A 25,216-nucleotide genomic window follows, 5' to 3' on the forward strand; every position below is an offset into this window, starting at 1 on the left:
GGCTAGGCTCGCGACGTACGAGACGAGCCGTAACCGGGAGACCCATCGATGGCCAAGAAGCGACCCCAGACGAAGGCCAAGCGCCCGCAGACCACGGGCGGAGCCCGCACGGCAGGTGCTGAGGGAGACGTTCCGGTCGTCGGTGCCCGCGAGCCCTGCCCCTGCGGCAGCGGCCGCCGCTACAAGGCCTGTCACGGCCGGGCCGCCTCCCACGCCGCGACGGAGCTGGTGCACCGCCCCTTCGAGGGCCTGCCCGCCGAGTGCGACTGGGTGGCCCTGCGCGAGCTGGTCCCGGCGGCCACGGTCGAGCTGACCCTCAAGGACGGCCTGCCCGAGGGCGTCCCGGCGGTCACGCTCGCCACGGTCCTGCCGATGGCCTGGCCCGCCCTGCGCCGCGACGACGGCTCGGTCATGCTCGGCCTGCAGAACGACACCTCCTCCGGCGATATCAGCCGCGACCTCGCCGACACCCTCCAGCGCGCCCTGGAAGCCCGGCCCGGCACGCCCGTCCAGGGCCGCCGCGCCCCGGCCGACAGCCCTCGGCTGCAGGATCTGCTCGATCCCGAGGGCGCGTTCGAGCCAGAAGTGCACAGCGGCTTCGAGTTCTGGGTGCCGGACCCGGAGAACGCCACGCCCGACGTGACCGCCTCCCTGGAGCGGGCCAACGCCGCGGCCATCCCGACCGTCAAGCTCCAGGGCGTGGACGCCGCGTACTGGTGCGAGACGCCGGAGAAGAACCATCTGCGGTGGGTGATGCCGCACGCCGAGGAGCTTCTTCTGGACGCCCTCGCACGGCTGCACGCCGCGGGCCGCTCCAGCCTCGGTGAGGGCACCCGCCTGGTGGGTTCCTTCCGCGCTCACGGGCTCACAGTGCCGGTCTGGGACCTGCCGAGCGGGGTCACCGCCGAGGACGTGGAGAAGCCGGCGGCGGAGTTCGCCGAGCGCCTCGCCGCCGCCCTGGCGACGGACACGCCGCTCACCGCGGACGAGCGCCGCGCCCGCGGCGGCCTCACCAACCGGCAGGTCACACTCAGCTGACGGCCCGCCCCGGCGACCCGCCGGCCGTGCACCGGCCGGCCGGGTCGCCGCGCCCTCTCCGGAGCGCAACTCCCGGCGCGGACAAGCCAGTCGGTGACTGGAAAGGCGAGTTCGAATTTGCGAACCGCCGATCTCTTGTTACGGTTCCTGTAGCCCGGTTGCTGGTGCATCCCCCGTCGCCAGCAACCGGGTCTTTTCGTCTCCGCTTCCGTTCACGGAACGCAGCCGCTCGTCAACTGCCCCTTTGCGCAGGCGAGTTGCTCCCCGAGCGCAGCAGCAGCGGCCCGAACCCGCCCCGCTCGGCGAACTCCGCGACAGCCGTGTACGCCGAAGGATTCCCGCGTGTGGGCTCCCGGGGCGTCTCACACGCCCCCGGCTCGTCCTCCGCCCCCACGGCGCACGTCATCCGCACGCTCCGGTCATCAGGACCCATCAGGCTCAGTACGGCGTCCAGCGCCTCGCCCGTCGCGTTGCGGTAGTAGGTCCGTGCCCAGGTCTGCGCACCCTGCGTCACCACACAGGTCTGCGCCTCGATGCCGTCGGGCGAGGAGAGTTCGGGACCGCAGCGCACGGCGGTCGACAGGCCCTGGCCGAGCACCGGGAGGCCGGGGGCGGCGGAAGGCGCCCCGGGCGCCTTGTCGTCGGCGCGCGGCGAGGGACGCGCGGTACTGGAACCGGACGTGCGGACGTCGGCGCCCACCGAGCCCACAGCGCCCTTGGGCCCCGTGGACCCCACGGACCCCGCGGAGTCCACCGCCAGCGGCAGTGCGGCCGCGCACGCCACCGCGACGCCCGCGAGGGCGAGCAGTCTGGTCTTTCGGAGATCCCGGGAGCGGCCCCGGGCATGACGCCGCATGGTTCCGGAACTTAACGCGCCGGGGCGGTCGCCGGGCTCGGCGCGCCCGACAGCCCTACAACTCGGGCGCGCTCACACCCGTACGAGTGAGGGCTTCCACCGCGGCGTCCACCACGGCCTCGACATCGGGCACCCACGGCGAGGCCGAGCCGGGCAGCGGCGCGCGCTCCCAGCGGATCTCGCCCTGGCCCGTCTCGGACGGGGGCAGGGCGAGGTAGCCGCCCTCGCCGTGGAAGCGGAGGGAGCCGGGCACGAAGTCCTTGGCGTAGAGCAGTTCGCCGAGCTGCTCCATGGAGTAGGGCTTGACGAGGATCGCCCAGCGGGCGGGGGAGGCGACGACCGGGCCGAGCCGCATGCCCATCTGGTCGAGCGCCTTGAGGGCACGGGCGGCCGGCAGGGCCGGCAGAGAGACCGCGCACGGGGCGTGACCGCCGGTGGCCAGGACGATCGGCGCCGTCGGCCGGTTGCCCCACCACCAGCGGATCATGCGACCGTCGGTGGTGGCCGCGAGGAGGCCTGGGTCGAAGGGGTGCGCGCCGGGCACCGTGCAGTCGGGGTCGGGGCAGCTGCAGCGCGAGTGCCCCTGCGGGTCCGCCGCCACGCCTGGGAGTACGGGCCACTGCCACTGCGTCGCGTAGGTCAGGGCCGCGCCGATCAGCTCAGGCCTCCCGTCGCTGCGCTTGGACAGGAGCCTGCGTCGCCTTCCGAGGATCTCGCGCATGAGCGCTCGTTCCTTTCCGTTGCACGCCTGGCAACACGGTGGTCCACATCACGTCATGTGTCGATCACTTCACTGTGCGTACCTGTTGGCGCATCACACCCCTGCTTGAAGCAAGGGGAGCCCCTATGGGTCGAGCTCTGGGCTGCCTCCGCGGCCGTCCCGCCCATACTGCGTCTGTCGAAAGCACGGGCGTGGCGTAGGGGTGGCGAAGTATGGCGTTTGCCGTCGCGCGTATTTCTCTCCGCCTCCGCCACGGGAGGATGGGGCACGGTCGTCGGTGGATAGGACGCCCGGTTCCGTCACCAGGTTCCGGGTGGTTCCAACCACCCCTGGCCTTTACCGAGTACGTACCCATCACGACCGTTGTGACGCTCCGTCGAGCAAGCCCAGTCGACCGCAATAAGCCGTCCCCTGAGGCAGTTTTCAGCCAACTTCGCATTTCCGCAAGAGGAAGGGGAGTTGCTCCCCCGGCCTCACGGACACCAGGAATCCCAGCAGGACAATACTGGACATCTCTCCACGAGTGCGTGTACATGTGGAGACACTGCTAGCGACGCAGAATGACATGGGGGTTTGCGATGCTTTTGAGCAGTACGTACCGGTTGGAAGGCCGGACGCCATGAACGCTCCGCACCCTCCGAAAGTGGCTGGAATCGATTCAACGGTTCCGGCGCCCGCACACACTGTCGCGCCCGTCGTGGCGCCTTCGTCCCCGGCCGCCCCCGCGAACCCTCCGGCCCCTCCCGGCGCGGTGCTCCAGGACCGCCTCGCCGGCTGGGTCTCCGACCTCACCACCCTGCACGAACTCACCGAGCGCCTGGCCCGCACGGCCACGCTCGACGAGGCGCTCCAGGAAACGTTGCGGGCCGGCGCCGCCCTGGTGGGCGCCCGGCGGGGCCTCGTCGTCCTGGAACCCGGCGACGGACTCGGCCCGGACACCACCATCGGCCTGGGCCTCGCCCGCGCCGACCTCGGCCACATCGAGACGGTGCCGCGCAGCGCCCTGTCCTACGGCCGGATCCTCGAAGGGCTGCCGGGCGGCGAGGGCGGCATCGCCGTCCCCGACCTGTTCGCCGAGGAGGGGCTCGACCCCCGCCACCGCGAGGTCGCGGCCCGCCTCGGCTACGCCGCCAGCTACGCCCTCCCCCTGACCACCGACGCATCCGACCGCCTCGGCGCCGCCGTCTGGCTCTACGACGAGCCCGCCGAACCGGGTGAACGGCAGCGCCACCTCTCCGGCCTCTACACGCGGTATGCCGCCGAGCACCTGGCCCGCCTCCTCGAACTGGAACGCACCCGCACGTCCATGGCCACGATGACCGACGAGCTGCTGCCCGCGCGGCTGCCCCGGGTCGCCGGCGTCCAGCTCGCCGCCCGGCACCGCACCGGCCCACGCGGCGGCGGCGACTGGTACGACGCGCTGCCGCTGCCCGACGCCGCCCTCGGCCTCGCCGTCGGATCCGTCACCGGGTCGGGCCCGAGCGCGGTCGCCGCGATGGGGCGGCTGCGGGCCTCGCTGCGCGCGTACGCCGTGATGGAAGGGGAGGACCCGGTCGCCGTCCTGTCCGACCTGGAGCTGCTGATGCGGCTGACCGAGCCGGCCCGCTCGGCCACGGCCCTGTTCGGCTACTGCGAACCGGCCGCGCGCAAGATCACGCTGGCCGGCGCCGGGCACAGCCCGCCCCTGCTGATCGGACAGCGCCGCACGGAGTTCGTCGAGACGTCCGTCTCCGCCCCTCTGGGCATGCTCGCCTGCTGGGAGGCGCCGAGCGTGGAGATTTTCGCCGAGCCCGGAGAGACAATCCTGCTCTACACCGACGGGCTGCTGCACCGCACCGGCGAGGTCACCGACCGCGCCTTCGCCCGGCTGCACACGGCGGCGGCCGCAGTGCCCCGGGCCCTGCGCGGCGACCCGGGCGCGATCGCCGACCACGTCCTGCGGGGTGTGCTGCCGGACGGGCTGGACGCGGCGGAGGGTGCGGAGGACGTCGTCCTGCTGGCCGTCCGGTTCGAGTAACGCTCCTCGTCATCGCCCTGAGGCCGCTTCCGCCCCGCCGTACAGTGGACGGTGGTCCAGTGGCGTATCGAGGAGGATGACCGTGGCCGAGGAGCTCACACCGGCGACCCCGGACGAGAGCGAAGAGCCGATCAAGCAGCGGAAGAACGGACTGTACCCCGGCGTGTCCGACGAGCTGGCCGAGAACATGAAGAGCGGCTGGGCCGACACCGAGCTGCGCGACCTCGAGCCCATCCCCCAGGCCGCCGAGACCGCCGCCCGCCGGGCCGCGCTCTCCGCGCGCTTCCCGGGTGAGCGTCTGGTGATCCCCGCGGGCAACCTGAAGACCCGCTCCAACGACACCGAGTACGCCTTCCGGGCCTCCGTCGAGTACGCCTACCTCACGGGCAACCAGACCGAGGACGGCGTCCTCGTCCTGGAGCCCAAGGACGAGGGGCACGAGGCGACGATCTACCTCCTGCCGCGTTCGGACCGGGAGAACGGCGAGTTCTGGCTGGACGGCCAGGGCGAGCTGTGGGTCGGCCGCCGGCACTCCCTCACCGAGGCCGGGCAGCTGTACGGCATCCCCGCCTCCGACGTGCGCGAGCTGGCCGGCGCCCTGCGCGAGGCCACCGGGCCGGTGCGGGTCGTGCGCGGCTACGACGCAGGGATCGAGGCGGCCCTGACCGACAAGGTCACCGCCGAGCGCGACGAGGAGCTGCGGGTCTTCCTCTCCGAGGCGCGCCTGGTCAAGGACGAGTTCGAGGTCGGCGAGCTGCAGAAGGCGGTCGACTCGACCGTGCGCGGCTTCGAGGACGTGGTGAAGGTCCTCGACAAGGCCGAGGCGACCTCCGAGCGGTACATCGAGGGCACGTTCTTCCTCCGCGCGCGCGTGGAGGGCAACGACATCGGCTACGGCACGATCGCCGCGGCCGGGCCGCACGCCTGCACGCTGCACTGGGTGCGCAACGACGGGGCCGTGCGCTCGGGCGAGCTGCTCCTGCTCGACGCCGGTGTGGAGACGCACACGTACTACACGGCCGACGTGACGCGCACCCTGCCGATCAACGGGCGCTTCAGCGAGATCCAGCGCAAGATCTACGATGCCGTGTACGAGGCCCAGGAGGCCGGGATCGCCGCCGTGAAGCCGGGCGCGAAGTACCGCGACTTCCACGACGCCGCCCAGCGGGTGCTGGCCGAGAGGCTGGTCGAGTGGGGCCTGGCCGAGGGGCCCGTGGAGCGGGTGCTGGAGCTGGGGCTTCAGCGGCGCTGGACGCTGCACGGGACCGGCCACATGCTCGGCATGGACGTGCACGACTGTGCGGCGGCGCGGGTCGAGGCGTACGTCGACGGTGTCCTCGAACCGGGGATGTGCCTGACCGTCGAGCCCGGGCTGTACTTCCAGGCCGACGACCTGACGGTGCCGAAGGAGTACCGGGGCATCGGTGTGCGGATCGAGGACGACATCCTCGTGACGGAGGACGGCAACCGGAATCTGAGTGCCGCACTGCCGCGGCGGTCGGACGAGGTCGAGGCCTGGATGGCGTCCGTCAAGGGCTGAGTGTCGGCCCGCGGGTCCGTCAAGGGCTGAGTGTCGTCCGCGGGGTCCGTCAAGGACTGAGCGTCGTCTGCGGGTGCGTGGGGGCTGGTCGCGCAGTGCCCCGCGCCCCCACGAGCCAGAGGGCGTCCAGGAACAGGGCGCCTGAGAGCAGAGGTGCGCTGCCGCGGGGAGTCCAGCCCCGGTCGCTGAGGTCGGTGTCCAGGGCCACCAGGGCCGCCGCACCCCGCTCCGTGGCCGTGCCGCCCTCTTCCAGGACCCCGCGCGCCCCCGCCTGGACCTGCCGCAGGCCCATCGGGCCCGCCGTGTAGAGCAGTTCCGTGTCCTGGAGTGTGGACATCACCGTGAGCAGGGCGTCCAGTCGGGCCTGGGGTTCGGTGGCGCCCTGGCCGCGGGCTGTGGTCAGGGCGGTCAGGGCCCGGCGGACATGGGGGAAGCCTGCCCTGGCCTCTCCTCTCGCGCCGGCCGCGCCGTAGCGGGCCGACATCGTGGAGCCGCGGGAGGGGCGGCGCGGGGCGCGGCGGTCCGGGTGTGCGGCCAGCTCTCCGGCCAGGGCCGTGGTGCCGGCCGGCTCGGCTCCCGGTCGCAGTGCCGCCGCCGCCACCAGCAGGCCCAGCGTCCACAGGGCGCCCCGATGGCCGCCGCCCGTCAGCGCCACCGTGTGTTCCGTGGAGCGGCCGATCGCGCCCAGGTCCGTCCTGAGGCGGGCACTGGGCTCGCCCGTGCGGCGGGCCGTGGCGGCCATGGCCGTGAGGCCGGGGAGCAGTGCCCCGGCCGACCAGCGCAGGGCGCTGTGGTCCCGGCGGGTGGCCCGGGCCGTCAGGTCGCGCGGGTCGGGCAGGCCCGGCTTGGGCGCCAGGGCCAGCTGGCCGACCAGTGCGCCGACGGCGGCCCGGGCGAGCGCCTCGTCCTCGCGGTGGTTGCCGTGCTGCGTTCCCGTCATGACCGGGAATGTAGGGAAGCCACCCGTCAGGGGCATGAGGCCCGGCTGTGGACCCCCTGTGATGGAGCCGGGAGCGTCCGACCGGTCGGTCAAGAAACAGCAGGTCAGCGGTAGTTGACGTGTGAGATCATGGCCGACCTTGCCGGTCCGACTCGGGGAACAGGCGCGATCATCATGAAGAACGTTCAGACGGCGCTGACCATGCAGGACGCCATCCTCACCCTGCAGAAGTACTGGAGTGACAACGGCTGCATGATCACGCAGCCGCTGAACACCGAGGTCGGAGCCGGTACGGCCAACCCGGCCACGGCACTGCGGGTGCTCGGTCCCGAGCCGTGGAGCGTCGCCTACGTGGAGCCGAGCGTGCGGCCGGACGACTCGCGCTACGGCGAGAACCCCAACCGGCTCCAGACCCACACGCAGTTTCAGGTGATCCTCAAACCCGACCCGGGCAACCCGCAGGAGCTGTACCTGGGCAGCCTGCGCGCCCTGGGTGTCGACCTGAACGCGCACGACGTGCGGTTCGTCGAGGACAACTGGGCCTCGCCCGCGCTCGGCGCCTGGGGGCTGGGCTGGGAGGTCTGGCTGGACGGCATGGAGATCACCCAGTTCACGTACTTCCAGCAGGTCGGCGGCGTCGCCCTGGACCCGGTGTCGGTGGAGATCACGTACGGGCTGGAACGCATCCTGATGAACCTTCAGGGCGTGTCCCACTTCAGGGACATCGCGTACGCGCCGGGCATCACCTACGGCGAGGTGTTCGGGCAGAACGAGTACGAGATGAGCCGCTACTACCTTGACGACGCCGACATCGAGACCAACCACCGGCTGTTCGAGTCGTACGCGGCCGAGGCCCGGCGCCTGCTGGACCTGGAGCTGCCCGTCCCGGCGTACACGTACGTGCTGAAGTGCAGCCACACCTTCAACGTGCTCGATGCGCGCGGGGCGATCAGCACCACTGAGCGGGCCAAGGCGTTCTCGCTGATGCGGGGCCTGACGCACGAGACGGCCAAGCTGTGGGAGCGGCGGCGGGCCGCGCTGGAGCATCCGCTCGGGCTGGCGGCGACGCCGGCTCCGGCCGAGCGGGGCATGCTGCCCAAGGTGCCCGGCGCCGAGACGCTGCTGTTCGAGATCGGCGTGGAGGAACTGCCCTACGCCGACGTCCCCGCCACCACCGAAGCGGTGCGCGAGTCGGTCACCGCCAAGCTCGCCGCGACCCGGCTGGGGCACGGCGTGATCACCGTGATGGCCACACCTCGCCGGATCGTGATCACGGTCGACGGGGTGCAGCCGCGCGAGCGGGACACCATGCGGACCGTGCGCGGGCCCAAGGTCGCCGCCGCCTACAAGGACGGCGCGCCCACTCCCGCGCTCCAGGGCTTCGCCCGCAGCCAGGGCGCCGAACCGGCCGACGTGCGCGTGGTGGAGGTCAACGGGGTCGAGTACGTGGCCGTCACCCGGCACGAAGAGGGGCGCCCGGCCGTCGAGGTGCTCAGCGAGCTGCTCGCCGAGGTCGTATCGGGACTGCGGGCCGGGCGCAACATGCGCTGGAGCGACCCGGGGCTGTCGTTCTCGCGTCCCGTGCGCTGGCTGCTCGCGCTGCTGGGGCGTACTCCCCTGCCCGTGGTGGTCTCCTCGCTGTCGTCCGGCGACACCACGCGGGTGCAGCGGCAGGCTCCCTACCCGGAGGTCCGGGTGACCTCCGCCGAGGGCTACCCGCACTTCCTGCACATGCACGGCATTCTGCTCGACCGCGAGGCCCGGCGCGGGGCGGTCGTGCGCGGTGCCCTGGAGGCCGCCGCCGAGGTGGGCGGGCGCATCGACGTGGAGGGCCAGGCCGGGCTGATCGACGAGATCACCGACATCCTGGAGTTCCCCTACGCCGTGCGGGGTTCGTTCGACGAGCGCTACCTCGAACTGCCCGCGAGCGTCCTGACCACCGTGATGCGCAAGCACCAGCGCTATCTGCCGGTGCTGGACGGCGAGCGGCTCATGCCGCACTTCGTGACCTTCGCCAACGCCCTGTGCGACGACGACGTGGTGCGGGCGGGCAACGAGGCGGTGCTGCGGGCCCGTTACGAGGACGCCGCGTTCTTCTGGCGGGCGGACCTGAAGGTGGCGCCGGAGGAGTTCCGGCGGCGGCTGGACAAGCTGACCTTCGAGGACCGGCTCGGCACGGTCGCCGACCGTGCCGTCCGGCTCGCCTCCCTCGCCCTGGACCTGGCCGGACGGGCCGGGCTCCCAGAGGAGGCGGTGGAGGTCGTGCGGCGGGCCGGTGCGCTGGCCAAGTTCGATCTGGCGTCGCAGATGGTGATCGAGTTCTCCGGGCTGGCCGGGGTCATGGCGGAGGAGTACGCGCGCCGGGCCGGCGAGTCCGCGGAGGTCGCCCGGGCGCTGGCCGAGATGGAGCTGCCCCGCTCCGCCGGTGGTGCCCTGCCGGCCGGGGACGCGGGCGCCGTGCTGTCCCTCGCCGACCGGTTCGACCTGGTGACGGGCATGTTCCTGATCGGCGCCGCGCCGACCGGGAGTTCCGACCCGTACGGGGTGCGCCGGGCCGCGATCGGGCTGCTCAACGTGTTGCGGAGCCTGCCCGCCGTGGCGGGGGTGCGGGTGAGCGAGGGGCTGCGCGCGGCGGCCGTACGGTACGCCGCGCAGGGCGTCGAGGTGCCCGCCGAGCGGGTCGCCGAGGCCGCCGAGCTCATCACCCGGCGCTACGAGCAGCAGCTCACGGACGCCGGGCACGAGCACCGGCTCGTCCAGGCCGTACTGGTGTGGGCCGACCGTCCCGCCCATGGCGATCGCACGCTGGCCACGCTGGAGCGGCATGTCGGCAGCGAGGCGTTCGAGGCGCTCGCTGCCGCTTTCCAGCGGGTGGTGCGCATCCTGCCCGAGGGCGGTGTCGAGGCGGCGGATGTGTCTCTGCTGACCGCGCCCGCCGAACTGCGTCTCGCCGAGAGCACGCAGGCCGTGCGGGAGGCACTGCAAGGACGGGAGGACGATCTCGGCGCGCTGATCGAGGTCTCCGCTCCGCTGGTCGACGCGATCAGCGCCTTCTTCGACGCGGTGCTGGTGATGGACCCCGACCCGGCGGTCCGGGCGGCGCGGCTGGCGCTGCTGACGGCGGTGGCGGGGCTGGCCCGTACGACGCTGGACTGGGGGGCGCTGTAGGGCGGCCGGTCACGGGCGGCGTTTCACGTGAAACGCCGCCCCGCCTGTGTTTCACGTGAAACACGCCCCGCCGGGGAGGTCAGACGGCCATCAGCGGTGCGCCGGAACGCCACTTCAGGACCTTGTCGAAGCTCACCACGGCTCCGCCCCGGCCCGGCTTGTTGCCGATGTGGACGTGGTCGGCGAGTTCCTCGATGAGACACAGCCCCCTGCCGTTCTCCGCGTCGGAGTGCGCGGGACGGATCGGCGGGCGGGACCGCCCGGCGGAGGCCGCGGGAAACCCCGGGCCCGCGTCGGCGACCTCGATCCGGCACTTCTCGCCGTCGAGGTACGCGGTGACCCGGTACGCCTCGGAACCCGGGCCATGCTCCGTGTCCCCGCCGTGCTCCACAGCGTTCGCGCACGCCTCGCTGAGGGCGACGGAGAGGTCGTAGGAGATGTCCGGGTCGACGCCCGCGGTCTCCATCGTGCCGATCAGCAGACGGCGGGCTAGCGGCACGCTCGCAGCTTCGCGCCGCAGATGGAGTGACCACCAGATGCTCATGCTCCAGCCTCCTGGCTGCGGCTCGACATACCGTTACGTATTGCCCTGAGTGCCCCTGTGTAAGCGTGAAGTTGACGTGATGCCGCCCATACGGCGGATGCGCACTGGTCCTGATCGGTGTATGTGGGGGCAGGTAGCGGCGCATTCGGGGGCGCGCGTGGCCAGACCGTGACGTTCCGGTCGTACGGCATCTTGTGGACCTGCCGCACGAGGCCTGCGGGGCCAGTGCGATGATGAGCCCGCCATGACTGCCCCCCACGTGCGCGCGACGCGCTCCGGACACTCGCTCCGGATCCTGCGGGCCGCGGTGTTCGCCGCGGTCTGTGTCGTGCTGGCCGGGGCAGGTCACGCGCTCGCCTCCTGTGACGGCATCCCGCTGTGGACGCTGGGCGCCGGGTTCCTCGGGGTGGCCGCGGTGGCGGCTCCGCTGGCCGGGCGCGTGCGCTCGCTGGCGGGGATCGCGGCACTGCTCGCGGTCGGCCAGACGGTGCTGCACACGCTGTTCGGCCTCGGCCAGCACGGCACGGCAGCCGTCACGTCCTCGGCGCCGACGGGCGGGAGCGACGCCGCGCTGGTCCAGCAGGCCGCGCGGTTCGTGTGCGGCACGACGGTGGCGGCGATCAGCCCGGCGCAGGCCCACAAGATCCTCACCGAAGCCCGGATCCAGCCGTCCTCGGGAGCGCACACGCATCATCCCGCGGATGCCATGTCCGGCTCGTCGGCCTCGCTGTGGCCGTCCCTGCCGATGCTGCTCGGTCACGTGCTCGCGGCACTCGCCGCCGGCTGGCTGCTGCGCCACGGCGACCTGGCTCTGCTGCGGCTCACCGAACTGTCGGCGCAGGGAGTCGCCGAGGGGGCGCTCGTGCGCTCCCTGCGGGGCGCTCTCGCACTGGTACGCGTCCTGCGTGCCGGACTCCCGGGAGCCCCGGAGGCCTGCCCGCGCCCGGCGCACGCCGCGCGGCCCGCGCCCCCGTTGCCTCGCATCATCGCGCTCCAGCACTCGGTGATCCGGCGCGGCCCGCCGGCGGCCACGGCTTCCGCAGCCGCACTCGCCCTCGCCGCCTGACGCGACGCGACCACCACCACTCCGCTCCTGCGGAGGAGGGGCCGCCGTCGTGCGGCACGCGTGTGCGCATCCCTCCTTCCACATCCAGACCGACTCACAGCGGAGTGCTCCTTCCATGAAGGCTTCCCGTATCGCCGCGGCCGGTGCCGCCGCCGGTATCAGCGTCCTCGCCCTGTCCGCCCCCGCCTTCGCGCACGTCACCGTGCAGCCCGAGGGCACGGCCGCCAAGGGCGGCTACGCGGTCGTGAACTTCAAGGTCCCCAACGAGCGTGACGACGCCTCGACCACCAAGCTCGAGGTCAACTTCCCGACCGACCACCCGCTGGCCTCGGTGATGCCGGAGCCCATGCCCGGCTGGAAGATCGACGTCACCAAGTCCAAGCTGGACAAGCCGCTGGAGATGCACGGCGAGAAGATCACCGAGGCCGTCACCAAGGTCACCTGGACCGCCGACGGCAAGGGGATCGAGCCCGGCTACTTCGAGAAGTTCCCGCTCTCCGTCGGCCAGCTGCCCGAGGACACCGACCAGCTGGTCTTCAAGGCCCTGCAGACGTACTCCAACAAGGAGGTCGTCCGCTGGATCGAGGTGCCGCAGAAGGGCCAGGAGGAACCCGACAACCCGGCCCCGGTGCTGGAGCTGTCCGCCGCCTCCGAGGACGGGCACCACGACTCGGCGGCCGGCGCCGGCTCCGACGCCAAGTCGGCCGAGAAGGCCTCCGCCGACACCGCCGCCTCCGACTCCGCCTCCTCCGGCGGCACCGACACCACCGCCCGCGTCCTGGGCATCGTCGGCATCGTGGTCGGCGCGGCGGGTGTCGCCTACGGCGTGCTCGCCGGGCGTCGGCGCACCAGCGCCTGAGGCTGCTTCCGTTGACGGCGCGCGCCGGATCCACGCCTTCGGGCGGGGCACCCCGGCGCGCGCCGGATCACCGACATCTGGGACATTTTTCTATGCGCACCAAGACCATCGCCGCGGCCGCACTGCTCGCCGCCGCCTCCCTGACCCTGACCGCCTGCGGCAGCGGCGACGACAGCAACAAGCCCGTCGCCGTGGTGTCGGAGGAGGCCGGTACCGAAAAGGCCGCCACCGTCCTCGACAAGCCGTTCGAGAAGCCGGACCTGGTCCTCACCGACACGCAGGGCAAGAAGTACGACCTCCGCAAGGAGACCGCGGGCAAGCCCACGCTGATCTACTTCGGCTACACCCACTGCCCCGACGTGTGCCCGCTGACGATGAACAACATCGCCGTCGCAAAGAAGCAGCTGCCCAAGGCCGAGCAGGACAAGCTGCGCGTGGTGTTCGTCACCACCGACCCCAAGCGCGACACCTCGGTCGAACTCGGCAAGTGGCTCAAGGGCATCGACTCCAGCTTCGTCGGCCTCACCGGCGACTTCGCGACCATCCAGGCCGGCGCCCGCACCCTCGGCATCTCCATCGAGCCGACCAAGAAGGACAAGAACGGCAAGCTCGTCTCCGAGCACGGCACCCAGGTCATCGCGTTCTCCCCGAAGACCGACGGCGGCTATGTGCTCTACGGCGAGGACGCCACCGTCGACGACTACACCAAGGACCTCCCCAAGATCGTCAAGGGGGAGAACCCGTGAGGCGGACGCTCGGCCCGGCGGCCCTCGTCATAGCCGGAGCGCTGGCCCTGACGGGCTGCGGCGGCTCGGACTCCGGCGGTGAGAGCGACTCGGGGAAGGCGGAACTCTCCGTCGGCTCCGCGTACATGCCGCAGCCGGTGTCCGACGACATGGCGGCCGGCTTCCTCACCGTCACCAACAAGGGCGGTGCCGCCGACGAGCTGACCTCGGTCACCAGTGACATCGCCGGGCAGGTCACCGTGCACGAGACCGTCGACGGGGCGATGCGGGAGGTCAAGAGCCTGAAGATCCCCGCGGACGGCCGGCTGGAGCTGAAGAGCGGCGCCGACCACCTGATGTTCGAGCAGCTCAAGCGCAAGCCGAAGGAAGGCCAGACGGTCTCCGTCGAGCTGCGCTTCGCCCACTCCGCCCCCGTGAAGGTCGACATGCCGGTGAAGCCGGCGACCTACACCCCGAAGACCGGACACTGAGGGAGGGACCACTGTGACGCAGACCATCGCCCCCCGCGTCCGGACACTGGTGCTGCTGCTCCTGGCCGCGGCCTGCGCACTCCTCGTGGGAGCCGGCCCGGCCTCCGCGCACGCCGCGGTGACGGGCAGCGACCCCGGGCAGGGGGCGGTGGTCGACAAGGCCCCGGCCCGGATCTCGCTCACCTTCTCCGAGCAGGTCGCGATGTCCGACGACTCGCTGCGCGTGCTCGACCCCGAGGGCAAGCGCGTCGACACGGGCAAGCCGGCCAACGTCAGCGGCACGACGTACGCCGTGCCGCTGCACCCGGGTCTGCCCGACGGCACGTACACGGTGGCCTACCAGGTCGTCTCGGCGGACAGCCATCCCGTCGCCGGTGCCTACACCTTCTCCATCGGCGCCCCCTCCAAGACGTCCGTGTCGGTCTCCGGGCAGTCGGCCGACGACGGGGTGGTGGGCTGGCTGTACGGCTTCGGGCGGTACGTGTCGTACGCCGGGTTCATCGTGATGGCCGGTGGCGCCGCCTTCGTGCTCGCCTGCTGGCGGCGCGGTGCCGGAGTGCGGCCGGTGCAGCGGTTCGTCGTCTCGGGGTGGGTCGCGCTCACCGCGGCGACCCTCGCCCTGCTGCTTCTGCGCGGCTCCTTCACGGGCACCGGGAAGGTCGCCGACATCTTCGACCTGTCCCTGCTCGGGCAGGTGCTGCAGACCAAGACCGGCGCGGCCCTGGTGTCCCGGCTGCTGCTGCTCGCCGCGGCGGCGCTGTTCATCGCCGTGCTGTTCGGGGCATACGACAAGCGGGAAGACGCCCAGGAGAAGCGGGACCTGACCTTCGGGCTCTCGATCGGCGGCGTCGTCGTGGCCGCCGGGCTCGCTGCGAGCTGGGCGATGTCCGAGCACGCCTCGGTCGGCCTCCAGGCGGGCTTCGCCATGCCGGTCGACGTGCTCCATCTGCTGGCCGTGGCCGCCTGGCTCGGCGGACTGGGTGCGCTGCTGGTCGCCCTGTACCGAGCGCCCGCCGAGACACCCGTCGACGCTCCGGCCGTTCGCCGCTTCTCCCAGGTCGCCTTCGGCAGCGTCCTCGCCCTGATCGCGACCGGGACGTACCAGTCCTGGCGCCAGCTCGGCTCCTGGTCGGCCTTCACCGACACCCGCTACGGCCAGCTCCTCCTGGCCAAGATCGGCCTCGTCGTCGTCATGGTCGGCGTCGCGTGGATCTCGCGCCGGTGGACGGGGCGGCTGGCGCAGACGGTGCCGGCAGAGGCATCGGCGGTACGGCAGAAGGAGCGGGTCGGCGCGAGGGCGGACGCCGCCGGGGATACGGAGACCGCTACCGCCGGCAACGGGAACGCCTCTGGCGAGGGCGAGGGCGACGACGACGGCGAGGGTGACGGCGACGGCGACAGTGGCCTCGACACCGGCACCGACGAGCAGCCCGGCGCCGAGCCCGCCGGCACCGAACGTGCCGCGCAGCTCGCCCGGCAGCAGGCCGCCCGGGACGCCGCACGGCAGAAGCGGGTGCGGGACGCGGACCCGAACCGCTTCGGGTTGCGGCGCTCCGTACTCGCCGAGGCCGGCATCGCGGTCGTCCTGCTCGCAGTCACCACCGTGCTGACGCAGACCGAGCCGGGACGCACCGAGCAGGAGGCCAAGGCAGCCACCTCGTCCTCCACCGCCGACGCGGGCGCGTCCGGGGCGCTGACCCTGAACATGCCGTTCGACACCGGCGGCGAGGACGGCAAGGGCATCGTCACCATCGACGTCGACCCCGCGCGCGTGGGCGACAACGAGATGCACGTGTACGTGGAGCGGCCCAACGGCCGGGCCTTCGACATCCCCGAGGTGAAGGTCGAGTTCACCCTGAAAGCCAAGGACATCGGGCCCCTGCCCGTCGTCCCCGACCACATCGCTACCGGACACTGGTCGGCGAACGGAGTGCAGATCCCCATGGCCGGCGACTGGCAGGTCGACGTGACCGTGCGGACCTCCGACATCGACGAGGTGACCGTCTCCAAGAACGCGCAGATCGGCTGAACGACCATGCCTGAGAAGTCCCTCCCGAAGGCCCGCACCCCTGAGGCCACCACCCTGGAGAGCGAAGCGGCCTCCGCCCACGAGGGCATCTCACGACGGCGGCTGCTCGGCACCGCCGGTGCCACCGGGCTCGTCCTGGGCACGGCGGGCGCCGCCGTGGGCTACGCCGCCGCCCCCTCCGAAGCGGCCACACCGCTCACCTCGCTCGGTACGGACCGGGCGATGTTTCACGGGAAACATCAGCCCGGCATCACCGACGGCCTCCAGGCACGCGGCCACGTCGTCGCCTTCGACCTGGCGGCGGGCGCCGGGCGCAAGGAGGCCGCCGCCCTGCTCCGCCGCTGGTCGGAGACGGCCCGGCGGCTGATGGCAGGCGAGCCGAGCACCCACGACGACACCGACGTGGCCCGCGACGCCGGCCCCTCGTCGCTGACGATCACCTTCGGCTTCGGCCACAGCTTCTTCGCCAGGACGGGCCTGGCGAAGCAGCGTCCGGTCGCCTTGGACCCGCTGCCCGAGTTCTCCTCCGACCACCTCGACAAGAACCGCAGCAACGGCGACCTGTGGGTGCAGATCGGCGCCAACGACGCCCTGGTCGCCTTCCACGCCCTGCGCGCGATCCAGAGGGACGCGGGCCGGGCCGCCAAGGTGCGGTGGCAGATGAACGGCTTCAACCGCTCACCGGGCGCCACCTCCCACCCCATGACGGCCCGCAACCTGATGGGCCAGATCGACGGCACCCGCAATCCGAAACCGAGCGAGGCCGACTTCGACCAGCGCATCTTCGTCCCCGAGAAGGGCGAACCGGCCTGGATGGCGAACGGCTCCTACGCCGTCGTACGCCGCATCCGCATGCTCCTCGACGACTGGGAGAACCTCTCCGTCAGGGCACAGGAGGACGTGATCGGGCGCCGCAAGTCCGACGGGGCGGCGCTGTCCGGGGGCACCGAGACGACCGCAATGGATCTGGAGAAGACGGACGCCAAGGGCAACCTGGTCGTCCCGATCAACGCCCACGCCCGCATCACACGGCCCGACCAGAACGGCGGCGCGGCGATGCTCCGCCGCCCCTTCTCCTTCCACGACGGCATCGACACCGACGGGGTGCCCGACGCGGGCCTGCTCTTCATCTGCTGGCAGGCCGATCCCCTGCGCGGCTTCGTGCCGGTGCAGCGCAAACTGGACCGCGGTGACGCCCTGTCGCAGTTCATCCGGCACGAGTCGAGCGGGCTGTTCGCGGTGCCGGGCGGGGCCGCGGAGGGCGAGTACGTGGGGCAGAGGTTGCTGGAGGGGTGAGAGTTCATCCCTGTGCGGGCTTGTGGGGGATGGTGCTTCCGCGGGCCCATTAGGGTGAGGTCATGCCAGCGAGCTATGCGTATCTCGGCCCCGAGGGCACCTTCACCGAAGTCGCCCTACGCACGCTTCCCGAGGCCGCCACCCGAGAGCTGATCCCGTACGTGTCCGTCCAGTCCGCGCTCGACGCGGTACGCGTCGGCGAGGCCGAGGCCGCCTTCGTGCCGATCGAGAACTCGGTCGAGGGCGGCATCACCACCACTCTCGACGAGCTGGTCGCCGGCGCCCCGCTGATGATCTATCGCGAGGTGCTGCTGTCGATCACCTTCGCGCTGCTGGTCCGCCCGGGCACGAAGCTGTCGGACATCAAGACCGTCTCCGCCCACCCGGCCGCGCAGCCGCAGGTGCGCAACTGGCTGAAGAAGCACCTCCCGGACGCGCACTGGGAGTCGGCCGCCTCGAACGCGGACGCCGCCCGGCTGGTCCAAGAGGGCCAGTACGACGCCGCCTTCGCGGGTGAGTTCGCGGCCGCCCGCTACGGCCTGGAGGCCCTGGAGACCGGGATCCACGACGCGGAGAACGCCCAGACCCGGTTCGTGCTGGTCGGCCGGCCCGCCCGGCCCGCGGCGCCGACCGGTGCGGACAAGACCTCGGTCGTGCTGTGGCAGCGCGACGACCACCCCGGCGGCCTGCGCGACCTGCTGGGTGAGTTCGCCACCCGCGGCATCAACCTGATGCTGCTCCAGTCCCGGCCCACCGGCGCGGGCATCGGCAACTACTGCTTCTGCATCGACGCCGAGGGCCACATCTCCGACCGCCGGGTGGCCGAGGCGCTGATGGGCTTGAAGCGGATCTGCCTTCAGGTGCGCTACCTCGGCTCCTACCCACGCGCGGACATGCGGCCGGGGGATGTGCGGTCGCCGCGACCGGGGACCTCCGACGACGAGTTCGTGTCGGCGGCCGACTGGGTCGCGCGGTGCCAGGACGGCCGCTTCTAGGCCGGTCGTACCTGCTGATTGTCGTTATCCACAGAAGTTATCCACAGGTCCGCTTCTCGACCTGGGGACAAGTCGACAACGAACCGTGAGTCGGTCGACAAATCGCCCTACAGGCCCCTGATGCGTCCATCGACGGGCAGGTCACCCTTCGTCCACTGTTCTCCCTTGCGTAACTCTTCGGGGTGACCTCTTTCCACTCGAAAGTGAGGGTAAAGCGGGTTTGCGCGGGGAATTCTGGGGGGTGTCCGGGCCTTGGGAAGTGATCAATTCCGAAGTCCACAGATCTTCCACACAGCCTGTGGATAACTTTCCGAGGAGCGTGGATCCCTGTGGACAACCGAAGCCCAATTCCCGCTTCCCACAAGGGATTCACGTCAATGCGACGCCCTTCGGATGCCTCGCGACGGGGACGGCGGGCCGTTTTATTGACACGGCACGTAATTCGCCCATAACGGTACGTATGGTGCGCCGACCATAGTGAGTCGTGGGCGGTCACCCCGCACCGGTAGCCTGGAGCACGTGATTGACCTTCGTCTGCTCCGTGAGGACCCCGACCGTGTGCGCGCGTCGCAGCGCGCCCGTGGAGAGGACGTCGCGCTCGTCGACGCCCTCCTGTCTGCCGACGAGCGGCGCAGGTCGTCCGGCGTCCGCTTCGACGAGCTGCGCGCCGAGCAGAAGGCGCTCGGCAAGCTCATCCCCAAGGCGGCCGGCGACGAGAAGGCCGAACTGCTGAAGAAGGCGGGCCAGCTCGCCGCAGACGTCAAGGCGGCCGACGCGGACCGCGACGCGGCCGCGACCGAGACCCAGGAGCTGCTCCAGAGGCTCGGCAACCTCGTCCACCCCGACGTGCCCGTGGGCGGCGAGGAGGACTTCGTCACGCTCGAGACGCACGGCACGATCCGCGACTTCGCCGCCGAGGGCTTCGAGCCCAAGGACCACCTGGCGCTCGGCCAGATCCTCGGCGCGATCGACGTCGAGCGGGGCGCCAAGGTCTCCGGCTCGCGCTTCTACTTCCTGACGGGCGTGGGCGCCCTCCTGGAACTCGCCCTGGTGAACGCGGCGATCGCGCAGGCCACCGCGGCCGGCTTCACCCCGATGCTGACCCCGGCGCTGGTCCGCCCCCAGTCCATGGCGGGCACGGGCTTCCTCGGCCAGGCCGCGCAGGACGTCTACCACCTCGCCGACGACGACCTCTACCTGGTCGGCACGTCCGAGGTGCCGCTCGCGGCGTACCACATGGACGAGATCCTCGACGCCGACCGCCTCCCCCTGCGCTACGCGGGCTTCTCGCCCTGCTTCCGCCGCGAGGCCGGCTCGCACGGCAAGGACACCCGGGGCATCTTCCGCGTGCACCAGTTCGACAAGGTCGAGATGTTCTCCTACGTCGCTCCCGAGGACTCGCAGGCCGAGCACCAGCGCCTGCTGGAGTGGGAGAAGCAGTGGCTGACCTCGCTGGAGCTGCCGTACCGCGTGATCGACGTGGCGAGCGCCGACCTGGGCGCCTCGGCCTCCCGCAAGTTCGACTGCGAGGCCTGGATCCCGACGCAGGGCAAGTACCGCGAGCTGACCTCGACCTCGGACTGCACCGAGTTCCAGTCCCGCCGCCTGTCGATCCGCGTCCGTGAGGGCAAGCAGGTCCGCCCGCTGGCCACGCTCAACGGCACGCTGTGCGCCGTACCGCGCACCATCGTGGCGATCCTGGAGAACCACCAGCAGGCCGACGGTTCGGTGCGCGTGCCCGAGGTGCTGCGTCCGTACCTGGGCGGCCGGGAGGTCCTGGAGCCGGTGGCCAAGTGAGCGACACGGCTTCCCCGGGCGGCTTCCCGTACCGTCTCGTCGCCACCGATCTCGACGGGACGCTGCTGCGCTCCGACGAGACGGTGTCGCCGCGCACCCGTGACGCCCTCGCCGCGGCCACCGCGAGGGGCGCCGCGCACATCGTCGTCACCGGCCGCGCGGTCCCGTGGACCCGGCACATCCTCGACGACCTCGGCTACCAGGGCCTGGCCGTCTGCGGCCAGGGCGCCCAGGTCTACGACGCCGGCGCGCACCGCCTGCTGACGTCGGTGACGCTGGACCGGCAGCTGGCCGGGGTGGCGCTGGCGAAGATCGAGGCGGAGGTCGGCCCGCTGTACCTCGCGGCGAGCCGCGACGGCCTGGACGGCGAGGTGCTGGTGGGACCGGGCTACGCGGTCCAAGGCACCCTGCCCGCCACGCCCTTCACGGACGCGTCGGACCTGTGGACCGCGCCCCTGAACAAGCTGTACATCCAGCACCCGACGCTGACCGACGACGAGCTCTGCGAGGCCGCGACGCGCACCGCCGGCGGTTTCGTCACCGTCACGATGGCGGGCGAGGGCATCGTCGAGCTCCTCCCCCTGGGCCTGTCCAAGGCGACCGGGCTGTCCCTGGCGGCCCGCCGGCTCGGGATGAAGGCGGCCGACACGATCGCCTTCGGCGACATGCCCAACGACATACCGATGTTCGCCTGGGCCTCCTACGGCGTCGCCATGGCGGACGCCCACGAGGAACTGAAGGCCGTGGCCGACGAGGTGACGTCCTCCCACGACGAGGACGGCATCGCGGTCGTGCTGGAGCGGTTGCTGGGCTGAACATCGGGCTGTCGCCCGGTGCTCGGTGGTGCTCGGCGGAGGATGCACGAATCGAACGTGCGCGGGCCTTCCAGGCCCGACCATGGCTTAGCAAGCCAGTGCCTTACCGCTCGGCCAATCCTCCGGGTGGGCGGCCCACGCGATGTGCGACTCGCGTGCTCGAAGCGGCCGCCCCGGGCAGCTCCCCGTGTGGGGCGGGTTCTACGGAGGTGTAGCGACTACTCCGGATCCCGCCGCGGGCTGCCCTGAAGGGAGCTGGACGTACTGCCGTGCATGGGCATCGTCCCGCTCCTCTCCCCGTTCGTGGCGCCGGATCGATGAGTCCGGCGTCGATGACAACCACTCTGCCTGCCGGGCGAATTGGACGCCACTGAATAAATCGGCGGTGGGATCGGAGCGGTGACCGGCTAGCGTCTGCGCCACCTGCGCCTGCGGGCCTTGCTGAAGAACCAGCCCGCGGGCGGTTCGTCGGAGCGCCAGGGCTGCGGCTCCGGCTCCTCGCGCTGCCATTGGGCAGCGAGCATCCGGGCACGGGCGGACGGCTCGGAGGTCCCGGCGGAGCGTATGAAGTCCTCGTCCAGTACGACCTCGTCGAAGTCGTCCTTCTCGCCCGCCATTCCCGCCCTCCCAGCCGTCCAACTCCCGTTGTGGTACCCCTACATCCCGTTCGCCCAGTGTGCCCGGACAGAGGTGAAGCCTGCGTCAAGGCCGGGGCACGTCACTCCTCGCCGGCGAGTGTCAGGGAGCGCAGCTTCTGTCCGGCGTACCAGGTGGCCAGCACCGTGACGGCCACCAGCAGCACCGTCGCCGTGGTGAGGCCCACGTCGGAGGAGACCAGGTCCCCGCCGGACACCTTCTGGGCCACCGCCAGCGACCACTGCTGGACGCTCAGCGTGCGCGCACCCGGCACCAGGGAGCCGAACAGGGCCTCCCAGACCAGCGCGTAGACGAGCCCGAACACCACCGCGTGCCGGGAGACCGTGCCGAGCAGCAGGAACAGTGCCGCGTACGCGATCGAGGCGACCAGGGCGGCCACCGTGTAGGCGACGGCGACCTGCTGGCCGTTGCCGTTCAGGATGAAGCCGGCGATGAGCGTCGGCACCGCGGAGAACACCATGGTCACCGCGATGGCGACGATCAGCTTGGTGAAGATGATCGTGGGCCGCTTGATCGGCTTGGACAGCAGGTACACCACCGAGCCGTCGTCGATCTCCGGCCCGATCGCGCCGGTTCCCGCGATGACGCCGATGATCGGCACCATCGTGGCCAGGGCGAGGCCGCCCAGCAGGTCGGACGCCGTCTGGTCGTCCGCCCCGGCCAGGCCGCGCACCGCCACGGCGATCACGATCAGCAGCAGGGGCAGAGCGCCCAGGATGAGGGCCCGGCGACGGCCGAGCAGAGCCCGGTAAGTGAGCCGGGCGACTGTGGGGTCGTACATCAGGGCCTCCTACGCCGCGACGAGGTACGAGAAGACGGACTCGAGGGACTCGTCGGACGGCGAGACCGTGAGCAACCGGATGCCGTGGTCCCTGGCCACCCGCGGCAGCAGGGCCGTGAAGCGGCCGAAGTCGACGGCCTGGATGCGCAACGCGCCCTCGGCGAGGTCGACCTCGATGCCGGCCGTCGACGGGTCGGCGATCAGCGCGGCCGCGAGGGCGCGGTCGTCGCTGGAACGCACCAGGTAGCGGTGCGGCCGGTCGGTCATCAGGCGGCGGATCTTGCGGAAGTCACCGCTGGCTGCGTGCCGGCCGGCGACGACGACCTCGATGTGCCAGGCGAGTTGCTCGACCTCTTCGAGGATGTGGGACGAGAACAGGACCGTGCGGCCCTCGTCGCCCATGCGGCGCAGCAGGTCCATCAGCTGCATACGCTGGCGCGGGTCCATGCCGTTGAACGGCTCGTCCAGCAGCAGCAGCGACGGGTCGTGAACCAGCGCGGAGGCCATCTTCACGCGCTGGCGCATGCCCTTGGAGTACGTCTGGATCTTGCGGTCCTGTGCGTACTCCATCTCGACCGTGGCCAGCGCCTTCTGGGCCGCCTTGGCGCCCAGGCCGTGCAGCTCGGCGTTGGCCAGGACGAACTCCTCACCCGTGAGGAAGTCGTACATCGCCTCCCGCTCGGGCACGACGCCGATGTGCTTGTAGATCTGCTCGTTGCGCCACACGGCCTGGCCGTCGAGGGTGACCGTGCCGGTCGAGGGGGCCAGGAAGCCGCCCATCATGTTGATGAGGGTGGACTTGCCGGCGCCGTTGGGCCCCAGCAGGCCGGTGACTCCGGGGCCGATGGTCATGGTGATGTCGTTGACGGCGACCACGTTGCCGAACCAGCGGGAGACGTGGTCGATGGAGAGCGTGGTCACAGTCCCACCTTCTTGTAGCGGCGCATCAGGAGGCCATAGCTCGCCGCGATCAGGCCCAGGGCGACGACGACGTAGACGACGCCCTCGCCGGTGCTCGGGCCCACCCCGCTGGGGGAGGCGGACGTCGCGCCCAGGAACGCGGACTGCACACCGTCGATGATCGTGGTCGGCGAGAACAGCCCGATCCACGGCACGGCGTCGCTGCTGCCCTGGGCGTCGGCGATGGCCTGGAGGGTGGAGACCGCGCCGTAGGTGATGGTCAGCGCGGCGATCACGGCCGCGATGCCGAAGCCGCGGCGCGGGGTGAAGGACGCGATGACCAGGCCGATGCCGGCGAACAGCAGGGAGAGCAGTGCCACGGAGACGAGTCCCTGTGCGAATCCCTTGGTCTGATCGGCGAAGTCGAGCTTGGCCAGCAGCGCGCCCACGTAGAGCACGAGCAGGGGGCCGGCCGTGAGGATGAACAGCGCCGAGGCCAGCGCAGCGAACTTGGCGCGGACGTAGTCGGCGGTCTCGATGGGCCGCGAGAAGTACAGCGGCACGGTCTTGAAGCGCAGGTCGCGCGAGACGGACTGGGGTGCCTGCGAGGCGACGTACAGGCTGATGACCGCCTGCATGACGATCGCGTAGCGCGTGTAGTCCACGGGCAGGGCGTTGGCCTTGGTGGCGACCGCGACGGCGACCATGATGGCCGCGGGCACGCACATCACCACGAACAGCAGCATCGGCAGCACCTTGGACTTCACCGAGCGGCCGAGGCCGTAGGAGCCGCGCAGGGACTGCGAGTACAGGGAGCGGCGGGCGTAGGCGCGGCCGAGGCGCGGACCGTCGTAGCCGCGGTAGCCGATGTTGTGGATGCGGGTCTGGTCACCCGGTGCCGGGGCGGATGTCCCCGTGGCGTGCTCAACCGCCATGGCCGACCGCCTCCTTCCGCTGCTCGCGCTCGTCGCTGGTGGTGAAGACCTCGGAGATGTGGTGCCGGCGCTGCTCCATGCGCACCAGGCCGAGTCCCAGGTCCGCGATCACGTCTCTGACCAGGTCGTACGTCTCCTCGCCCTGCGCGGTGAGCAGCAGGACATGGCCGGCGCCGGGCAGGCCGCTGCCGTCCTCGACGGTGACTCCGCGCGCGTGCAGCGCCTCACGGACCGCTCGGGTGCCGTCCGGGTGCGCGTCGGTGTCGGTGACCTCGATCGCGAGGGTCGTGGTGGTCTGCGTGAAGTCCGTGGTGGAGCTGGAGCGCAGGAGCTTGCCGCCGTCGATGACGACGACGTGGTCGCAGGTGCGCTCCAGTTCGCCCAGGAGGTGGGAGGTGACCAGGACCGAGATGCCGAAGTCGGTGTGGATCCGGCGGATCAGGCCGAGCATCTCGTCGCGGCCGACCGGGTCGAGGCCGTTGGTCGGCTCGTCCAGGAAGACCAGCTGGGGGTCGTGGACGAGGGCCTGCGCGAGCTTGACGCGCTGCTTCATGCCGGTCGAGTAGCCGCCGATGGGGCGGTAGCGCTCCTCGTACAGCCCGACGTGGCGCAGGGTGTCGGCCGTGCGCTCGCGCGCGGCCGTGGGCGGCAGGCCGGACATGCGCGCCATGTGGACGACGAACTCGGTGGCCGAGACGTCCGGCGGCAGGCAGTCGTGTTCGGGCATGTAGCCCACCCGCTCGCGGATGGCGGCGCCCTTGGTGGCGACATCGAGACCGAGCACTTCGGCGCGGCCCTCGGTGGCGGGGGACAGACCCAGCAGGATCTTGATCAGTGTGGACTTGCCGGCTCCGTTGGCTCCGACGAGTCCGGTCACACCGGGTCCGACGTCCACGGAGAGCCGGTCAAGCGCGGTCACCCGGGGGAACCGCTTGCTCAGGCTTTCGGTCGCGATCACAGTCACCCTTCGAAGGTAGGGGCCGTGCGCGTGGCGGTCGTCACTCCGCAGAGCTGTCTTCGGATCAGCCCTGAGTATTACGGGCCCC

22 protein-coding genes and 1 tRNA gene are annotated in these 25,216 nt (G+C 71.5%); 13 read left to right on the forward strand and 10 right to left on the reverse strand.

All coding sequences use genetic code 11. The annotated features are described in order from the left end of the window. Positions 1-48 precede the first annotated feature (48 nt). The gene (locus CEB94_RS19840) at positions 49-1,038 is read left to right on the forward strand and encodes a DUF5926 family protein (RefSeq protein ID WP_175433502.1); all 990 of its coding nucleotides are present in this window, start codon (positions 49-51) and stop codon (positions 1,036-1,038) included. Between the two features lie 232 nt (positions 1,039-1,270). Here CEB94_RS19840 and CEB94_RS19845 read toward each other — a convergent pair whose 3' ends face one another. Both CEB94_RS19845 and CEB94_RS19850 read right to left on the reverse strand, forming a co-directional pair. Beyond that, positions 1,271-1,894 carry a hypothetical protein gene (locus CEB94_RS19845; protein WP_175433503.1) on the reverse strand — a complete coding sequence of 208 codons (624 nt, stop codon included), beginning with the start codon at positions 1,892-1,894 and terminating at the stop codon, positions 1,271-1,273. A 55-nt stretch (positions 1,895-1,949) separates the two neighbouring features. Next, positions 1,950-2,615, reverse strand: coding sequence for a bifunctional DNA primase/polymerase (locus CEB94_RS19850; protein WP_175433504.1), 666 nt, complete (start codon positions 2,613-2,615; stop codon positions 1,950-1,952). 502 nt (positions 2,616-3,117) lie between these two features. Here CEB94_RS19850 and CEB94_RS19855 point away from each other — a divergent pair. Then, the gene (locus CEB94_RS19855; protein WP_175437080.1) at positions 3,118-4,632 is read left to right on the forward strand and encodes a PP2C family protein-serine/threonine phosphatase; all 1,515 of its coding nucleotides are present in this window, start codon (positions 3,118-3,120) and stop codon (positions 4,630-4,632) included. Positions 4,633-4,714: 82 nt separating this feature from the next. Continuing rightward, positions 4,715-6,172, forward strand: a complete 1,458-nt coding sequence (locus CEB94_RS19860) for an aminopeptidase P family protein (protein ID WP_175433505.1) — start codon at positions 4,715-4,717, stop codon at positions 6,170-6,172. Positions 6,173-6,221: 49 nt separating this feature from the next. On the opposite strand, the gene CEB94_RS19865 is transcribed toward CEB94_RS19860, so the two are convergent. Beyond that, positions 6,222-7,112 carry a triphosphoribosyl-dephospho-CoA synthase gene (locus tag CEB94_RS19865; RefSeq protein WP_175433506.1) on the reverse strand — a complete coding sequence of 297 codons (891 nt, stop codon included), beginning with the start codon at positions 7,110-7,112 and terminating at the stop codon, positions 6,222-6,224. 174 nt (positions 7,113-7,286) lie between these two features. On the opposite strand from CEB94_RS19865, the gene CEB94_RS19870 reads away from it, so the two are divergent. Continuing rightward, complete coding sequence (locus tag CEB94_RS19870) at positions 7,287-10,280, forward strand: glycine--tRNA ligase (protein ID WP_175433507.1); 2,994 nt, start codon at positions 7,287-7,289, stop codon at positions 10,278-10,280. A gap of 79 nt (positions 10,281-10,359) precedes the next feature. Here the strand turns inward: CEB94_RS19870 and CEB94_RS19875 are convergent, their stop codons facing one another. Beyond that, on the reverse strand, positions 10,360-10,824 hold the full coding sequence (locus CEB94_RS19875) for an ATP-binding protein (protein WP_175433508.1): 465 nt from the start codon (positions 10,822-10,824) through the stop codon (positions 10,360-10,362). A 244-nt stretch (positions 10,825-11,068) separates the two neighbouring features. Here CEB94_RS19875 and CEB94_RS19880 point away from each other — a divergent pair, with 244 nt between their 5' ends. From CEB94_RS19880 to CEB94_RS19920, 9 genes are all read left to right on the forward strand, one after another. Next, complete coding sequence (locus CEB94_RS19880) at positions 11,069-11,890, forward strand: hypothetical protein (protein ID WP_175433509.1); 822 nt, start codon at positions 11,069-11,071, stop codon at positions 11,888-11,890. A gap of 115 nt (positions 11,891-12,005) precedes the next feature. Continuing rightward, positions 12,006-12,749 carry a YcnI family copper-binding membrane protein gene (locus tag CEB94_RS19885; protein WP_175433510.1) on the forward strand — a complete coding sequence of 248 codons (744 nt, stop codon included), beginning with the start codon at positions 12,006-12,008 and terminating at the stop codon, positions 12,747-12,749. A gap of 92 nt (positions 12,750-12,841) precedes the next feature. Continuing rightward, on the forward strand, positions 12,842-13,495 hold the full coding sequence (locus tag CEB94_RS19890) for an SCO family protein (protein ID WP_175433511.1): 654 nt from the start codon (positions 12,842-12,844) through the stop codon (positions 13,493-13,495). Then, complete coding sequence (locus CEB94_RS19895; protein ID WP_175433512.1) at positions 13,492-13,965, forward strand: copper chaperone PCu(A)C; 474 nt, start codon at positions 13,492-13,494, stop codon at positions 13,963-13,965. Before CEB94_RS19890 ends, CEB94_RS19895 begins: the two co-directional genes overlap by 4 nt. A gap of 13 nt (positions 13,966-13,978) precedes the next feature. Next, positions 13,979-15,994, forward strand: coding sequence for a copper resistance CopC/CopD family protein (locus CEB94_RS19900; protein ID WP_175433513.1), 2,016 nt, complete (start codon positions 13,979-13,981; stop codon positions 15,992-15,994). Between the two features lie 6 nt (positions 15,995-16,000). Then, positions 16,001-17,290, forward strand: a complete 1,290-nt coding sequence (efeB, locus tag CEB94_RS19905) for an iron uptake transporter deferrochelatase/peroxidase subunit (protein WP_175433514.1) — start codon at positions 16,001-16,003, stop codon at positions 17,288-17,290. A gap of 62 nt (positions 17,291-17,352) precedes the next feature. Further along, positions 17,353-18,285: a prephenate dehydratase gene (pheA, locus tag CEB94_RS19910; RefSeq protein ID WP_175433515.1), complete on the forward strand. Its 933-nt coding sequence runs from the start codon at positions 17,353-17,355 to the stop codon at positions 18,283-18,285. Positions 18,286-18,804: 519 nt separating this feature from the next. Beyond that, on the forward strand, positions 18,805-20,082 hold the full coding sequence (gene serS / locus CEB94_RS19915) for a serine--tRNA ligase (protein WP_175433516.1): 1,278 nt from the start codon (positions 18,805-18,807) through the stop codon (positions 20,080-20,082). Next, positions 20,079-20,897 carry an HAD family hydrolase gene (locus tag CEB94_RS19920; protein WP_175433517.1) on the forward strand — a complete coding sequence of 273 codons (819 nt, stop codon included), beginning with the start codon at positions 20,079-20,081 and terminating at the stop codon, positions 20,895-20,897. The genes serS and CEB94_RS19920 overlap by 4 nt, the downstream gene beginning before the upstream one ends. 36 nt (positions 20,898-20,933) lie before the next feature. Here the strand turns inward: CEB94_RS19920 and CEB94_RS19925 are convergent. The 6 genes from CEB94_RS19925 to CEB94_RS19950 all read right to left on the reverse strand — a co-directional run bounded on the left by CEB94_RS19925 (position 20,934) and on the right by CEB94_RS19950 (position 25,128). Continuing rightward, positions 20,934-21,021 (reverse strand) — tRNA-Ser (locus CEB94_RS19925). A gap of 283 nt (positions 21,022-21,304) precedes the next feature. Then, entirely contained in the window at positions 21,305-21,514 is a 210-nt protein-coding gene (locus CEB94_RS19930) for an SGM_3592 family protein (RefSeq protein ID WP_175433518.1), read from the reverse strand. Between the two features lie 101 nt (positions 21,515-21,615). Then, on the reverse strand, positions 21,616-22,335 hold the full coding sequence (locus tag CEB94_RS19935) for an ABC transporter permease subunit (RefSeq protein ID WP_031137724.1): 720 nt from the start codon (positions 22,333-22,335) through the stop codon (positions 21,616-21,618). A gap of 9 nt (positions 22,336-22,344) precedes the next feature. Then, positions 22,345-23,256 carry an ABC transporter ATP-binding protein gene (locus tag CEB94_RS19940; RefSeq protein ID WP_175433519.1) on the reverse strand — a complete coding sequence of 304 codons (912 nt, stop codon included), beginning with the start codon at positions 23,254-23,256 and terminating at the stop codon, positions 22,345-22,347. Continuing rightward, positions 23,253-24,170, reverse strand: coding sequence for an ABC transporter permease (locus tag CEB94_RS19945; protein WP_175433520.1), 918 nt, complete (start codon positions 24,168-24,170; stop codon positions 23,253-23,255). Before CEB94_RS19945 ends, CEB94_RS19940 begins: the two co-directional genes overlap by 4 nt. After that, positions 24,160-25,128: an ABC transporter ATP-binding protein gene (locus CEB94_RS19950; protein ID WP_175437081.1), complete on the reverse strand. Its 969-nt coding sequence runs from the start codon at positions 25,126-25,128 to the stop codon at positions 24,160-24,162. Before CEB94_RS19950 ends, CEB94_RS19945 begins: the two co-directional genes overlap by 11 nt. Between the last annotated feature and the right edge of the window lie 88 nt (positions 25,129-25,216).

The organism is Streptomyces hawaiiensis (assembly GCF_004803895.1).
In the GTDB taxonomy this organism is placed as follows: Bacteria; Actinomycetota; Actinomycetes; order Streptomycetales; family Streptomycetaceae; genus Streptomyces; species Streptomyces hawaiiensis.

What these genes read in the sequence shown, in the direction of transcription:
- CEB94_RS19880 (WP_175433509.1), top strand. Translation starts at nt 11,069, where the DNA reads ATGACTGCCCCCCACGTGCGCGCGACGCGCTCCGGACACTCGCTCCGG.
- CEB94_RS19945 (WP_175433520.1), bottom strand. Translation starts at nt 24,170, where the DNA reads ATGGCGGTTGAGCACGCCACGGGGACATCCGCCCCGGCACCGGGTGAC.
- CEB94_RS19845 (WP_175433503.1), bottom strand. Translation starts at nt 1,894, where the DNA reads ATGCGGCGTCATGCCCGGGGCCGCTCCCGGGATCTCCGAAAGACCAGA.
- efeB (WP_175433514.1), top strand. Translation starts at nt 16,001, where the DNA reads ATGCCTGAGAAGTCCCTCCCGAAGGCCCGCACCCCTGAGGCCACCACC.
- CEB94_RS19840 (WP_175433502.1), top strand. Translation starts at nt 49, where the DNA reads ATGGCCAAGAAGCGACCCCAGACGAAGGCCAAGCGCCCGCAGACCACG.
- pheA (WP_175433515.1), top strand. Translation starts at nt 17,353, where the DNA reads ATGCCAGCGAGCTATGCGTATCTCGGCCCCGAGGGCACCTTCACCGAA.
- CEB94_RS19875 (WP_175433508.1), bottom strand. Translation starts at nt 10,824, where the DNA reads ATGAGCATCTGGTGGTCACTCCATCTGCGGCGCGAAGCTGCGAGCGTG.
- CEB94_RS19885 (WP_175433510.1), top strand. Translation starts at nt 12,006, where the DNA reads ATGAAGGCTTCCCGTATCGCCGCGGCCGGTGCCGCCGCCGGTATCAGC.
- CEB94_RS19935 (WP_031137724.1), bottom strand. Translation starts at nt 22,335, where the DNA reads ATGTACGACCCCACAGTCGCCCGGCTCACTTACCGGGCTCTGCTCGGC.
- CEB94_RS19930 (WP_175433518.1), bottom strand. Translation starts at nt 21,514, where the DNA reads ATGGCGGGCGAGAAGGACGACTTCGACGAGGTCGTACTGGACGAGGAC.
- CEB94_RS19890 (WP_175433511.1), top strand. Translation starts at nt 12,842, where the DNA reads ATGCGCACCAAGACCATCGCCGCGGCCGCACTGCTCGCCGCCGCCTCC.
- CEB94_RS19865 (WP_175433506.1), bottom strand. Translation starts at nt 7,112, where the DNA reads ATGACGGGAACGCAGCACGGCAACCACCGCGAGGACGAGGCGCTCGCC.
- CEB94_RS19850 (WP_175433504.1), bottom strand. Translation starts at nt 2,615, where the DNA reads ATGCGCGAGATCCTCGGAAGGCGACGCAGGCTCCTGTCCAAGCGCAGC.
- CEB94_RS19870 (WP_175433507.1), top strand. Translation starts at nt 7,287, where the DNA reads ATGAAGAACGTTCAGACGGCGCTGACCATGCAGGACGCCATCCTCACC.